Genomic DNA, 14013 nt, shown 5'->3' with positions numbered 1-14013 from the left:
CGGAGCGAAGGCCCCGCCCGGCGAACCGGACGGGGCCTTCCCCGATGGCGTACGACCGCTTACGCGAGCAGCGCCGGAATCGTGCGCTCGTGGGTCTCCCGGAGTTCGTCCAGGGACAGTTCGAACTCGCCCTGGACCTCGACCGTGTCGCCGTCCACGACACCGATGCGGGTGGCGGGCAGGCCCCGCGCGCCGCACATGTCGTTGAAGCGGACCTCCTCCGAGCGCGGCACGGCGACGATCGCGCGTCCCGCCGACTCGGAGAAGAGGAACGTGAACGCGTCCAGGCCCTCCGGCACGATCAGGCGCGCGCCCCTGCCGCCGAGCAGCGCCGACTCGACCACGGCCTGGATCAGACCGCCGTCGGACAGGTCGTGCGCGGAGTCGATCATGCCGTCGCGGGAGGCGGAGATCAGGATCTCGCCGAGGAGGCGTTCGCGCTCCAGGTCCACCTGCGGGGGCAGACCGCCGAGGTGGTCGTGGATCACCTGAGACCAGGCCGAACCGCCGAACTCCTCGCGGGTGTCGCCGAGGAGGTACAGGAGCTGGCCCTCCTCCCGGAAGCCGACCGGGGTGCGCCGGGCGACGTCGTCGATGACGCCCAGCACGGCGACCACCGGGGTCGGGTGGATGGCCGCCTCGCCCGTCTGGTTGTACAGGGAGACGTTGCCGCCGGTCACCGGGGTGCCGAGCTGCCGGCAGCCGTCCGCCAGGCCGCGCACGGCCTCCGCGAACTGCCACATCACCGCCGGGTCCTCGGGCGAGCCGAAGTTCAGGCAGTCGGAGACCGCCAGCGGCCTGGCACCGGTGGTGGCGACGTTGCGGTACGCCTCCGCCAGGGCGAGCTGGGCGCCCGCGTACGGGTCGAGCTTGGCGTAGCGGCCGTTGCCGTCGGTGGCGATCGCGACGCCGAGGCCGGACTCCTCGTCGATGCGGATCATGCCGGAGTCCTCGGGCTGGGCGAGGACCGTGTTGCCCTGCACGAAGTGGTCGTACTGCTGCGTGATCCACTTCTTGGAGGCCTGGTTGGGCGAGCCCACCAGCTTCAGGACCTGGTCCTTCAGCTCCTCGGAGGTCGCCGGGCGCGGGAGCTTGTTCGCGTCGTCGGCCTGCAGCTCGTCCTGCCAGGACGGGCGGGCGTACGGGCGTTCGTAGACCGGGCCCTCGTGCGCGACCGTGCGCGGGTCGACGTCGACGATCTTGCCGCCGTGCCAGTAGATCTCCAGGCGGTCGCCGTCGGTCACCTCACCGATGACGGTGGCGATGACGTCCCACTTCTCGCAGATCTCCAGGAACCGCTCGACCTTCTCGGGCTCCACCACCGCGCACATGCGCTCCTGCGACTCGCTCATGAGGATCTCCTCGGGCGAGAGCGTCGAGTCGCGCAGCGGTACGTCGTCGAGCGTGACGCGCATGCCGCCGGAGCCGTTGGAGGCCAGCTCGGACGTGGCGCAGGACAGGCCCGCCGCGCCGAGGTCCTGGATGCCGACGACCAGCTTCTCCTTGAAGGCCTCCAGGGTGCACTCGATGAGGAGCTTCTCCTGGAAGGGGTCGCCCACCTGGACGGCGGGACGCTTGGAGGGCTTCGCGTCGTCGAAGGTCTCGGAGGCGAGGATCGAGGCGCCGCCGATGCCGTCGCCGCCCGTGCGGGCGCCGTACAGGATGACCTTGTTGCCCGCGCCGGACGCCTTCGCGAGGTGGATGTCCTCGTGCCGCATCACACCGATGGCACCGGCGTTGACCAGCGGGTTGCCCTGGTAGCAGGCGTCGAAGACGACCTCGCCGCCGATGTTGGGCAGGCCCAGGCAGTTGCCGTAGCCGCCGATGCCGGCGACGACGCCCGGCAGGACGCGCTTGGTGTCGGGGTGGTCGGCCGCGCCGAAGCGCAGCGGGTCGACCACGGCGACCGGGCGCGCGCCCATCGCGATGATGTCGCGGACGATGCCGCCGACGCCCGTGGCCGCGCCCTGGTAGGGCTCGACGTAGGAGGGGTGGTTGTGCGACTCCACCTTGAAGGTGACGGCGTAGCCCTGGCCGACGTCGACGACACCGGCGTTCTCGCCGATGCCGACGAGCAGGGCGTCGGACTCGGGGGCCTTCTCGCCGAACTGGCGCAGGTGGACCTTGCTGCTCTTGTACGAGCAGTGCTCGGACCACATGACCGAGTACATGGCGAGCTCGGCGCCGGTGGGGCGGCGGCCGAGGATCTCGACGATCCGCTCGTACTCGTCCTTCTTCAGGCCGAGTTCGGCCCAGGGCAGCTCGACGTCGGGGGTCGCGGCCGCGTGTTCGACCGTGTCCAGAGGCGTCCTGCTCATGCGGTGACCAGCTTCTTGAGGATCGAGGTGAAGAACGGGAGGCCGTCGGTACGACCGGTACCGATCAGCGGCTCGACGGCGTGCTCGGGGTGCGGCATGAGGCCGACGACGTTGCCGGCCTCGTTGGTGATGCCGGCGATGTCCCGCAGCGAGCCGTTGGGGTTGAAGTCGAGGTACCGGAAGGCGACCCGGCCCTCGGCCTCCAGCTTGTCGAGGGTGTACTCGTCGGCGACGTACCGGCCGTCCATGTTCTTCAGCGGGATGTGGATCTCCTGTCCGGCGGTGTAGTCGCCGGTCCAGGAGGTCTCCGCGTTCTCCACCCGCAGCTTCTGGTCGCGGCAGATGAAGTGGAGGTGGTCGTTGCCGAGCATGGCGCCCGGGAGGAGGTGGGCCTCGGTGAGGATCTGGAAGCCGTTGCAGATACCGAGGACAGGAAGCCCCGCCTTCGCCTGCTCGATGAGGGGCTCCATCACCGGCGAGAAGCGGGCGATGGCGCCGGCCCGCAGATAGTCGCCGTAGGAGAAACCGCCGCACAGGACCACGGCGTCGACCTGCTTGAGGTCCTTGTCCTTGTGCCAGAGGGCGACGGGCTCCGCCCCGGCGATACGGATCGCGCGCTGGGTGTCCCGGTCGTCGAGGCTGCCGGGGAAAGTGACGACGCCGATACGGGTGGTCACTTCGATGCCTCCGCCGCTTCCTCCACCTTGACGGTGAAGTTCTCGATCACGGTGTTGGCGAGGAAGGATTCGGCGAGATCATGGATGCGGGCGAGCGCGGCGTCGTCGACCGGCCCGTCCACCTCGAGTTCGAATCGCTTTCCCTGACGTACGTCGGAGATGCCGTCGAAACCGAGGCGCGGCAGTGCGCGCTGCACCGCCTGGCCCTGGGGGTCGAGGATCTCCGGCTTGAGCATGACGTCGACTACGACGCGTGCCACTGGCACTCCCGGTGTGTGGTGCTGAGCAGGTTCCTTCAGACTACCCGCACACAATTTCTACTCGCGTAGATTCGTAGCATCCTACGTGACCGCCGTCACGATCATGCATCGACGCGGTGCCCCGCACGGAAAATCCTCGGAAAAACACGAAGACGGATGCCCCGCCATTGCACACGGACACGCGGAGGCATTCAGTCTGTCTTCACAATGCAATGCCGGGCACTGTACAAAGGAAAAGGCAATAGCCGATACTTTCCCCAATTACTGCCGGACAGTCGACACCTCCCCGACAACCGCCGGACGACCGCGCACGTCAAGGCTGCGCACGTCATGCCGCGCGAGGCGCGGAGGTGCCGCACGAAGGGACCGATATTCGTGGCGCAGCGTGTCGTGGTCACTCTCTTTGACGACATCGACGGCTCAGAAGCGGCGGAAACGATCGTCTTCGGACTGGACGGCAAGTCGTACGAGATCGACCTCAATCAAGCCAATGCCAAGAAACTGCGTAAGGCGCTGGAGCCGTACGTGGAGGCCGGGCGGAAGAAGGCCAAGTCGGGCCGGACGTACACGCACACGGCGCTGACCCCGGATCCCGCCGCGGTCCGCGCGTGGGCCCGCTCCAACAAGCTGGACGTGCCGCCGCGGGGACGGATCCCCAAGAAGGTGTACGAGGCGTTCGCCGAGGCGCAGTAGCCGCGCGCCGGCCGCGCCCGCCTGACGGGGGTTCGGCGCGGTCGGCCGGGCCGGGCTCGGTGATGGGGTTCCGTCGCGGGGCTGCGCCCCGGGTCCGGTCGCGCGGTTCCCCGCACCCCTCGGGGGCGCTCGGCCCCCATCGGGCCCCGCACCCAACCGACTTGCGTCGCACCCCTGGTGATCAGCTAGAGTCTGGAGCACGCCGAGGGGCGAGGCCGGAAGGCCGAGGCCCGAGGGGTCACGCGGGTGTAGTTCAGTAGCAGAACACCCCCTTTCCAAGGGGGAGGCGCAGTGTGCAATCCCTGTCACCCGCTCCACGAGACCGGCCGGACCACCCTTGTGGATCAGGTAGGCTGGTGCTCGCACCGATCGGTGAAAGCCGGTCGGGGGCAATGCGGACGTAGCTCAGTTGGTAGAGCGCAACCTTGCCAAGGTTGAGGTCGCGAGTTCGAGCCTCGTCGTCCGCTCCACAAAGAAAGGCCCCGGTCGATCGACCGGGGCCTTTCTCGTGCTCGCGATCCGTACACGGTGTGAAGGTGGCCACAGCGCCGCGCACACGACACGCCCTCGCACCCGGGGGATCGTGTGGCCGACGTCGGCGCGGAGTCACGGACGTCCTTGCTCGGAACCCGAGTTCGCAGACCGGGCGGGCGGCGGAGAGGGCGCCGGCCCAGCCGGTCGTCGCAGGGCGCCGCGCGGAACCTCGGGGAACGTGTGCACCACCCGGGAGCGGGGTTGGGTATAGTTGGCTTCGCGCAGCGCGCAGTGCGGACGTAGCTCAGTTGGTAGAGCGCAACCTTGCCAAGGTTGAGGTCGCGAGTTCGAGCCTCGTCGTCCGCTCCACAAAGAAAGGCCCCGGTCGTGGACCGGGGCCTTTCTCGTGCTCGTGGTGCGTCCGGATTCGAGGAGCCGCCGCGGGGCCCGGCCGGTACCGGGCCCCTTCGGGCGGCCGGTCGCCTAGGACCAGCGGACGCCGGTCAGGCGTTCGTATGCCTCCACGTATTTCGCGCGGGTCGCCTCGACGATCTCCTGCGGCAGCGGCGGCGGGGGCTGCTCGCTGGTGCGGTCCCAGCCGGAGGCGGGGGAGGTGAGCCAGTCCCGTACGAACTGCTTGTCGAACGACGGCTGGGCGCGGCCGGGCTGCCACCGGTCGGCCGGCCAGAAGCGGGAGGAGTCCGGGGTGAGGACCTCGTCGGCGAGGACCAGGGTGTCCCCGTCGTAGCCGAACTCGAACTTGGTGTCCGCGAGGATGATCCCGCGGTCGCGGGCGATGTCCCGGGCGCGGCCGTACACGGCGAGGGTGGCCTGCCGGAGCTGGGCGGCGGTCTCGGCGCCGACCTGACGGGCGACCTCCTCGTAGGAGACGTTCTCGTCGTGCTCGCCGACCGCGGCCTTGGTCGCCGGGGTGAAGATCGGTGCGGGCAGTTCCGAGCCGTCGACCAGGCCCTCGGGGAGGGCCAGGCCGCAGACGGTGCGGGACTGGTTGTACTCGGCGAGGCCCGAGCCGGTGAGGTAGCCGCGGGCCACGCACTCCACCGGGACCATCTTCAGGGATCTGCAGACCAGGGTGCGGCCGGCCCAGTCGGCGGGGGCCCCCGGCGGTAGTTCGGTGCTCAGGACATGGCTCGGAACCAGGTCCCGGAGCAGGTCGAACCACCAGAGCGAAAGCTGGGTGAGGATCCGGCCCTTGTCCGGGATCTCGGTCGGCAGCACCCAGTCGAATGCGGACGTACGGTTACTGGCGACCATGACGAGGTCGCCCGCCTCGTTCTGGTACAGCTCGCGCACCTTTCCGGTGTGCAGATGCACCAGGCCCGGCACCTGAACGGGCTCGGGCTTTTCGACGAATCCGGACACGGTTCCTCCCCGTGGTTCTCTCCCAATGGCTCGATTCTCCCGTATGCCCGGAGCGAGCCGTCCGCGGGGCCGGTGAGTGGCCGGGTCAGTCCCGTTTGCAGATGCGGTCCAGGAGGTTTGCGGTCGCCTGCTGGATGCGGGGGTCGACGTGACCGGGGCGGTCCAGCGCGGGGGACCACGCGAACGTTCCGGACGCGAAGACGAGGGCTCCGGACGGGGCGCGGTACAGGGAGGTCTCCTGGTGGCGCAGGGCGCCCTCGCCGTCCCGGTACGGGGAGTGGGCGAGCAGGATGCGGCCCTCGTGGTCGGGCAGTGGGGCGCGCGGGAAGTAACGGTCCGCCTCCCCGGCGACCATCCCGTCCAGCCTGTCGCCCTCCTCCGCGCCGGTCCCCTCCCACAGCCAGTGGTCGGCGTTGCGGACCACCAGGGGGTGGGGCTCGGGCACCCGGCCCGCGTACTGGATGCCGATCAGTTCCTGTTCCGCACGGTCGATCTCCCGCCACAGGACCGGCTTTCCCGGGCCGCGGCGCTTGCGGCAGGTGAGCAGGCGGTCCGGGACGCCGGACGGGGACGGACCGAGCTCCACCTGCCAGTACATGGTGTTGGCGGAGAGGAAGACCAGCGAGGTGCCGTGCTCGCGAGCTAGCTCCACGGTGCGGCGCATCTGCACCGACCAGTACTCGTCGTGGCCGGGGAAGACGAGACCGCGGTAGCGGGTGGGGTCGACGCGTCCGGCGTGCAGATCGCGGGCGTCGGCGTAGGCGAGGTCGTAGCCGTACCGCTCGGCCCAGCGGATGAAGTCGTAGGCGTGCCCGACGTGCAGGGGCAGGCCCGCGCCCGCGTACGGGCGGTCGAAGGAGACCGTGGTGGCGGCGTCGGTCTCACCGAGCAGCCGGCCGTTGTCGTCCCAGGCGTGGTAGAGGCTGGCGCCGGTGCGGCCGTCCTCCGGGTAGAGGTTGTACGCCTGCCAGGTGATGTCCGGGAGCAGCAGGAGCAGGTCGGCCGGGTGGGCGTCGCGGACGGTGAACGGGACGTGGGAGCGGTAGCCGTCGGCGGTGGTCAGCACGGCGACGTAGGCGCCGACGCTCCAGTACGACGGGATCTGCAGCCGCCAGGACAGCCACCAGTGATGGCAGGAGACCGTGCGGTCGGCGGTGAGCGGGGGCGGCTGGACGATGCCGGAGAGACGGGGGCTGGTGGTGATCTTTGCTGCTCCGTCGCCGTTGTAGTGCCCGATCCGGTACACGTCGACGGAGAACTCCTGGGGCGGGTCCACCGTGATGTGGAAGTCCAGGGCCTCGCCCGGAGCGACCGCGCCGGTGGAGGTGAAGCCCTTGATCTGGCGGTGGACGTCGTCCGCGGAGCGCGGGCCGCTGGTGCGGGGGGCCGGGATCCGTGCCCCCTTGTGGCCCTGGGCGGGGACGTGTGCCGGGGTCGGGTCCACGTACCAGGGGACCACGTGGCCCGTGTCGTCGAAGTACGTCTCACTGCCCCTCAGCCAGGGAACGGGACCCTGGCCGAAAGGATCCGTCACGGCGTGCGCGAGAGCACCCGACTCCCACCGCCGGATGTGTTCCGACCCCATGTGTGTCCCCTCCCTCGCCCCCGTGAGCCGCGTCGTAAGCCCTTACCGAGTGCCCGATCGGTACCCAGCACATCACATAACGCACCCACTCCGTCACCGTTCGTCGCGAATTGACGTGAACGGAATGGGATTCTGCGGCCACGGGTCGGGGTTGCGGAATCGAGCCGGGCGGGTTCCCCCAGGTGGGACCGGGGTCGCGGGGTCTCAGCCCAGGCGGACCGGTTTCTCGGGGCGCACGCCGATGGCGCGGAGCCAGGTGCGCAGCGGGGCGGGGTCGCCCTCCTCGACGAGGGTGCGGACCCGGGGCGAGAGGTCGGCGGCGCGTTCGCCCTTCACCAGGAGGGAGGGGCCGTCCAGCCAGTCGAGGCCCGGTGCCGCCCCCGCCGTGTCCATCGCGGCGCAGCACACCACCGCGGCGACGTGGTCGACGAGCAGTTCACGGCCGGTGCGGGGCGGCTGCAGCGGGAACAGCGGCAGCATCGCGGTCGCGTCCCACACCGTTCGGTCCGGACCCGCCGCCTGCGCCCCGGCCCGGCCGCCGGGCAGGACACCGGCCGTCTCCTCCCGGGCCATTTCGGCGCTGAGGCCGGCGACGAGCGCGGCGGTCCGCACACTGGCGACCGCGTCGTCGTCGGGGACACGATCGGTTTCGTCGCCGACGCCGTCCTCGCCCGGCGGACGGCCCGGCGGACGTATGAAGTCGGACCCGCGCTCGCCCGTCGGACGTGTGCCCTCGGCCCCGTCCTCACCCGGCGGACGTACGCCGTCGGCCCCGCGCTCACCCATCGGGCGTACGCCGTCGACCTCGTCCTCGCCCGTCGGCGTGCCGCTCGCGCTGCCGCCCGGGCGGACCGTCAGGTACTCCAGGACCCGCTCCAGTGTCGGCCGGTCCGCTTCGGGGGCCGTGCCGTGGTGGGCGTGCCGGACGCCCAGGGCGTCCAGGACGCGGTGCAGGCGGGCCGCGTCCGTGCGCCACTTGCGGTCGACGACCTCGTCCGGGTACTCCTGCCAGTTCACCGGGGCCCAGTCGGGGCCGGGCTCGGCCGGTCCTCCGTGGAAGAGGCGGGCCGCGAGCAGGGACGCGGCCTCGTCCACCACGCCGGGTTCCTCGAGGAGGTCACAGGCCGGCCGCTCACCCAGCCGGGAGGTGAAACCCTCGGCCAGCCGGTCCCGGCGCGACAGCTCGGTGAGCGCGGAGACCACGCCCGCGTCCAGCCGCGAGGGCCAGCGGCCCATCCGCCAGGCCGGCAGCGCGACCCGGGTCAGCAGCCGGTCCCAGCCCGCGTACGCCAGCCCCACCTGCTCCTGCGCGACGATCCGCACGCCGTAGTCCACAGCCTGTGCACGCTCGGCCGCGGCCGCCGCCACCCCCCGCTCCATCTCCTCCGCATGCCCGCGGCAGCTACGCAGCAGCAGGCGCGCCACCCAGCCGGCGCCCGCCAGCGCCGTACGGACCACCGGTCCGTGGGCCGGCGCCGACGTCACCGCCACCGCGGCGTCCAGCCCCCGGACGAAACGCCGTGCCGCCGCTATGTCGGGGTGTGCCGAGGGCCCCGTACCGGCGACGACCGGGGCGAGGACCGCGCGCAGCTCGCCCACCCGCATCCACCACAGGAACGGGGAGCCGATGACCAGCACGGGTGCGGTCGCGGCGCGGTGCTGCCGGGGGGCCGACAGGCCGCGTATGCCGCGGGCGCCGGATATCTCCTCCCCGGGCGGCGGACACGGCGGGCCGTGCGCGGGGTGGGTGCGGTCCTCCAGCCAGCTGTCGCAGTCCGGGGTGAGCGCTATGGCGGACGGCGCGGGCACGTCGAGGCGGTCGGCGAGGTCTCTGACCATGCGGTAGAGATCGGGGGCCGCGTCCTCCGCGATGGGGACCGTGGGGCTCATGGCCGGGCGGGCGCGGGCGACCACGAGGGCGATGGCGGCGGCGCAGAGCAGGACGACCGCGGCGATGCCGGTCACGATCCAGCGGGCGATCCCCCAGCGGGCTCCGGTCAGGTGACCGGTGGCACCGCCGACGAGCAGCACGACGGCGACGGCCGCGGGCAGCAGGGCGACGGCCAGCGCCCGGCTGCGGATACGCAGCACGGCCAGGGCCCGGGAGCGCGCGGCCTGCGCGCCTGCCTCCACACCCATACCTGTCACGACCGGACGTCACCCCCTCGGACCCGCCTCTGTCCGGCACGACCTGTGCCGTGACGGTCTGCGTCACGGAGGTCGCCGCCGGATGCCCGTGCGTTGCTCACTCCCCCACTGTGGCACCCGCCACTGACATCGCAATGCCGGTGGGCCAAGTGCCGGAACGCCTGCGCCGCACCCTAGTTGGGGCTCCGGCCGACGTCAGCCGGATGGGGCACCGCTCACTCGATGGAATGGCTTTGGGGAAAGGTGGCTGACGCAGCGCAACGGCCAGGCCAGGATCGCGCCCGGCCGGCGCCCAGCCCCGCGCGACACCGCCGCATGAGAAGGGCCCCGCACCCTGAGACGGGTGCGGGGCCCGGGAGGTTCATCGCCCGGCGTCACATCGACCGGCGTCACATCGACCGGCGTCACCACCGTCGCGGGCGCGCCGGGGTCAGACGGCGGCTTCGGCCGCCTTCGCCGCGATGTCCGTGCGGTGCTGGGAGCCCTCCAGGCCGATGCGGCCGACCGCCGTGTACGCCCGGTCGCGGGCCTCGGTGAGGTCCGCGCCGGTCGCCGTGACGGACAGCACGCGGCCGCCCGCGCTCACCACGGCGTCGCCCTCGCGCCGGGTGCCGGCGTGCAGGACGTACGCGTGCGGGGCGTCCTGGGCCGCCACCTCGTCGAGTCCGGTGATCGGGTCGCCGGTGCGCGGGCTGCCGGGGTAGTTGTGGGAGGCCACGACCACGGTGACGGCCGCGTCGTCGCTCCAGCGCAGCGGCGGCAGGTCGGCGAGGGTGCCGTTCGCGGCGGCCAGCAGCAGGCCGGCGAGCGGGGTCCTCAGCCGGGCGAGGACGACCTGGGTCTCCGGGTCGCCGAAGCGGGCGTTGAACTCGATGACCCGGACGCCGCGCGAGGTGATCGCGAGCCCCGCGTACAGCAGCCCGGAGAACGGCGTGCCGCGGCGGCGCATCTCGTCGACGGTCGGCTGCAGAACCGTCTGCAGCACCTCCTCGACCAGCTTGGGGTCGGCCCACGGCAGCGGCGAGTACGCACCCATGCCGCCGGTGTTCGGCCCCTCGTCGCCGTCCAGGGCGCGCTTGAAGTCCTGGGCGGGCTGGAGCGGGACGACCGTCTCGCCGTCGGTGACGGCGAACAGGGACACCTCGGGGCCGTCGAGGAACTCCTCGATCACCACGCGCTCGCAGGCCGCCGCGTGCGCCTTGGCGGCCTCCAGGTCGGCGGTGACGACGACGCCCTTGCCGGCGGCGAGACCGTCGTCCTTCACGACGTAAGGGGCGCCGAAGGCGTCGAGCGCCTCCTCGACCTCCTCGGCGTTCGTGCAGACGTACGACCGTGCGGTGGGGACGCCCGCGGCCGCCATGACGTCCTTGGCGAAGGCCTTGGAGCCCTCGAGCTGCGCGGCTTCCCTGGAGGGACCGAAGACGGGGATTCCGGCCTCGCGCACGGCGTCGGCGACACCCGCCACGAGGGGTGCCTCCGGGCCGACGACGACCAGGTCGGCACCGAGCTCGGTCGCCAGCGCGGCCACGGCCTTGCCGTCGAGGGCGTCGACCTGGTGCAGCCGGGCCGCCTCGGCGATGCCCGCGTTGCCGGGGGCGCAGTGCAGCTCGGTGACGTCGGGGTCGAGGGAGAGGGAACGGCACAGGGCGTGTTCGCGGGCGCCGCTACCGATGACGAGGACCTTCACGGGGTCAGCCTAACGGGCGCGGGCCGGTGACCTTGTGGGGGCCGCCGAAGAGGGGCGGGGCGGGGGTTTGTGGGTTCCTCCCAGGAGCCACCCCCGGGTCCTCCTGCGGTGCTACTCGCCCTATCCGCTCTATCTGCTTTATCTACCCTGTCCGCTTTATCCGTTCCATCCGCTTTCGCTCTACCCGCACCTACTATCCGCACCTATTCGTTGGAGAACTCCTCGATCACCGTGGCCCCGAGCTCTCTCACGATCAGTTCGTGGCCGGACAGGGCCGACTCGTCGAGGTCGGGGTCGTCGTCCTCCGGCATGTCGTCCTCGGGGGCGACCACGTGACGCTCCGGGGCGGGAGGCGCGGACGGGGCGGGGGCGGGCGCCGCCGGTGCCGGTGCGGCGGGGGCCGCCGGGGCGGCGGGGCGCGCGGCCGGAGTCGGCTGCTGGGGTGCGGGACGCGGCGCGGACGGGGCGCCCGAGCCGTAGCCGCCACCGCCGCCGAAGCCGGGGCCCGAGCCGGACGGCGGTGCCGAACCGCCCGACGGGTCGACGATCGCCTCGACCTTCCACTGCACGTTGAACTGCTCGCCCAGCGCCTGCCGCAGGACGTCCTCGCTGCCGCTGCTCAGGAAGTTGTCCCGGGCGCCGGCGTTCACGAAGCCGAGCTGCAGCGTCGTTCCGTCGAAGCCCGCGACCTGCGCGTTCTGGCTGAGCAGGATCCAGGTGAAGCGGCGGCGGTTCTTCACCGCCTCCAGGATGTTCGGCCACAGCGCTCGGGGGTCGAGTCCGCCCGGCGCCGGTGCGCCGGCCGGTGCCGGAGCGGAGGCGGCCGGTGCCGGCGTGGCCGCGGGCGCCCCCGGTCGCGTGGGCGCGGCCGGGGGCTGTCCCCCGCCCGCGGACGCCGCCGTGGGCCACCCGCCGGGCCGTCGGCCGCTGCCCGCCGACGCGGCGGTGGGCCAGGCGCCGGGGGCGGTGGGAGCAGGGGCGGCCGGGGGCCCGGGCTGGGCGGGAGCGGGAGCCGCCGGCGGCGCCTCCGCGGGCGCTGCGGGCGCTGCCGGAACAGGCGTCGCCGCAGCGTTCGACGTGACCGGGCCCGGCGCACCGCCCGCGCCCGTGCCGGTGCCTCCGCCCCGCACCGCGGCCCGGGCCGCCGCCGGGCCGCCGCCGGGCGGCACCGGAGGAGCGGCCGCCGCCCCGGCGTGCGCCTCGGGGCCGGGCACGTACCCCATGGCGGGGGCCGTGCCGCCGCCGGAGAAGTCGACGCCGCGCTCCAGGCGGTCCAGCCGGGCCATGACGGACCGCTCGTCCCCGTACGCGGCGGGCAGCAGCACCCGTGCGCAGATCAGCTCGAGCTGCAGCCGGGGCGAGGTGGCCCCGCGCATCTCGGTCAGCCCCTGGTTGACGATGTCGGCGGCGCGGCTCAGCTCGGCCGGGCCGAAGACGCCCGCCTGGGCCTGCATCCGCTCCAGCACGTCGGCCGGGGCGTCGATGAGTCCCTTCTCGGCGGCGTCGGGCACGGCGGCGAGGATGACCAGGTCCCGCAGCCGCTCCAGCAGGTCGGCGACGAACCGGCGGGGGTCGTTGCCCCCCTCGATCACGCGGTCGACGACCTCGAAGGCGGCGGCGCCGTCCCCGGTCGCGAAGGCCTCGACGACGGAGTCGAGGAGCGAGCCGTCCGTGTACCCGAGCAGCGAGGTGGCCATGGCGTACGTCACACCGTCGGGACCCGCGCCGGCGAGGAGCTGGTCCATGACGGACATGGAGTCACGCACGGATCCGGCGCCCGCCCGCACGACCAGCGGCAGGACCCCGTCCTCGACGGGGATCTTCTCCTTCTCGCACACCTCGGCGAGATAGTCGCGCAGCGTCCCGGGCGGCACGAGCCGGAACGGGTAGTGGTGCGTACGCGACCGGATGGTCCCGATGACCTTCTCGGGCTCGGTGGTCGCGAAGATGAACTTGAGGTGCTCGGGCGGTTCCTCGACGACCTTGAGCAGCGCGTTGAAACCAGCCGACGTGACCATGTGGGCCTCGTCGATGATGTAGATCTTGTAGCGGCTGCTCGCGGGCCCGAAGAAGGCCTTCTCCCGCAGGTCACGGGCGTCGTCCACGCCACCGTGGCTGGCGGCGTCGATCTCGATGACGTCGATCGACCCCGGTCCGTTCCTGGCCAGGTCGCGGCAGGACTGGCACTCGCCGCACGGCGTCGGCGTGGGACCTTGCTCACAGTTCAGACAGCGGGCCAGGATCCGTGCGCTGGTCGTCTTGCCGCACCCGCGCGGCCCGCTGAACAGGTACGCGTGATTGACCCGGTTGTTCCGCAGCGCCTGCTGCAGCGGGTCGGTGACATGCCCTTGCCCGATGACCTCGGCGAAGGACTCCGGGCGATAGCGGCGGTACAGCGCGAGAGACGACACGCTTACGAGGTTATAGGCGCCCACTGACAAAGCGCCCGGCCCGAGCCTCGGCCCGTGCGCAGCCCCCGACGGCCCGCCCCGGGCACCCGTCCCCCGGATGCGAAAGACCCCCCACGCACCCGCCAGAGCCGACCTACCCTTGCTGCCTTCCGGCCCTGGGGGAGTTCAGTCAGATAGCGCCGCGTGAGGGGCTGAGCCCCAGCCTACCCGATCGCCGGGGTCCCGAACGAGTTCGCTAGCACTCCCCGGCGTCATGTAATGTTTCCGGCGGAGGATTCGCCTAGAGGCCTAGGGCGCACGCTTGGAAAGCGTGTTGGGGGCAACCCCTCACGAGTTCGAATCTCGTATCCTCCGCCAGTGCCTCACCGGGCACGATG

At 72.2% G+C, this 14013-nt stretch carries 9 protein-coding genes, 4 tRNA genes and 1 other RNA gene; 5 read left to right on the top strand and 9 right to left on the bottom strand.

Annotation, left to right across the window (positions count from 1 at the left end):
* Positions 1–59 precede the first annotated feature (59 nt).
* The 3 genes from purL to purS are packed head-to-tail and all read right to left on the bottom strand — an operon-like array spanning position 60 to position 3255.
* Complete coding sequence (gene purL, locus ACZ4SW_RS31435; RefSeq protein WP_468252224.1) at positions 60–2318, bottom strand: phosphoribosylformylglycinamidine synthase subunit PurL; 2259 nt, start codon at positions 2316–2318, stop codon at positions 60–62.
* Positions 2315–2995 (bottom strand): phosphoribosylformylglycinamidine synthase subunit PurQ, encoded by a 681-nt coding sequence (gene purQ, locus ACZ4SW_RS31430; RefSeq protein ID WP_468252222.1) that lies wholly within the window; start codon positions 2993–2995, stop codon positions 2315–2317. The genes purL and purQ overlap by 4 nt, the downstream gene beginning before the upstream one ends.
* On the bottom strand, positions 2992–3255 hold the full coding sequence (gene purS / locus ACZ4SW_RS31425) for a phosphoribosylformylglycinamidine synthase subunit PurS (RefSeq protein WP_468252221.1): 264 nt from the start codon (positions 3253–3255) through the stop codon (positions 2992–2994). The genes purQ and purS overlap by 4 nt, the downstream gene beginning before the upstream one ends.
* A 375-nt stretch (positions 3256–3630) precedes the next feature.
* Here purS and ACZ4SW_RS31420 point away from each other — a divergent pair, with 375 nt between their 5' ends.
* The 4 genes from ACZ4SW_RS31420 to ACZ4SW_RS31405 all read left to right on the top strand — a co-directional run bounded on the left by ACZ4SW_RS31420 (position 3631) and on the right by ACZ4SW_RS31405 (position 4791).
* Positions 3631–3948 (top strand): histone-like nucleoid-structuring protein Lsr2, encoded by a 318-nt coding sequence (locus ACZ4SW_RS31420; RefSeq protein WP_468252220.1) that lies wholly within the window; start codon positions 3631–3633, stop codon positions 3946–3948.
* 242 nt (positions 3949–4190) lie between these two features.
* A tRNA-Gly gene (locus ACZ4SW_RS31415) sits at positions 4191–4265 on the top strand.
* Between the two features lie 77 nt (positions 4266–4342).
* Positions 4343–4418: transfer RNA gene (locus ACZ4SW_RS31410), tRNA-Gly, on the top strand.
* Positions 4419–4715: 297 nt separating this feature from the next.
* A tRNA-Gly gene (locus ACZ4SW_RS31405) sits at positions 4716–4791 on the top strand.
* A 114-nt stretch (positions 4792–4905) separates the two neighbouring features.
* Here ACZ4SW_RS31405 and ACZ4SW_RS31400 read toward each other — a convergent pair.
* From ACZ4SW_RS31400 to ffs, 6 genes are all read right to left on the bottom strand, one after another.
* Entirely contained in the window at positions 4906–5805 is a 900-nt protein-coding gene (locus ACZ4SW_RS31400; protein WP_468252218.1) for a phosphoribosylaminoimidazolesuccinocarboxamide synthase, read from the bottom strand.
* An 85-nt stretch (positions 5806–5890) separates the two neighbouring features.
* Positions 5891–7390 (bottom strand): N,N-dimethylformamidase beta subunit family domain-containing protein, encoded by a 1500-nt coding sequence (locus ACZ4SW_RS31395; RefSeq protein WP_468252217.1) that lies wholly within the window; start codon positions 7388–7390, stop codon positions 5891–5893.
* Positions 7391–7594: 204 nt separating this feature from the next.
* A complete protein-coding gene (locus ACZ4SW_RS31390; RefSeq protein WP_468252292.1) occupies positions 7595–9529 on the bottom strand; it encodes a hypothetical protein in 1935 nt (644 codons plus the stop codon).
* Positions 9530–9968: 439 nt separating this feature from the next.
* A complete protein-coding gene (purD, locus tag ACZ4SW_RS31385) occupies positions 9969–11225 on the bottom strand; it encodes a phosphoribosylamine--glycine ligase (RefSeq protein ID WP_468252216.1) in 1257 nt (418 codons plus the stop codon).
* Between the two features lie 203 nt (positions 11226–11428).
* Positions 11429–13636 (bottom strand): DNA polymerase III subunit gamma and tau, encoded by a 2208-nt coding sequence (locus ACZ4SW_RS31380; protein WP_468252214.1) that lies wholly within the window; start codon positions 13634–13636, stop codon positions 11429–11431.
* A 99-nt stretch (positions 13637–13735) separates the two neighbouring features.
* An RNA gene (gene ffs / locus ACZ4SW_RS31375) (signal recognition particle sRNA small type) lies at positions 13736–13832 on the bottom strand.
* 73 nt (positions 13833–13905) lie between these two features.
* On the opposite strand from ffs, the gene ACZ4SW_RS31370 reads away from it, so the two are divergent.
* Positions 13906–13993 (top strand) — tRNA-Ser (locus ACZ4SW_RS31370).
* Positions 13994–14013: the final 20 nt, after the last annotated feature.

It is taken from the genome of Streptomyces sp. NPDC028331, assembly GCF_055565775.1.
This window is presented reverse-complemented; position numbering and strand designations above follow the sequence as displayed.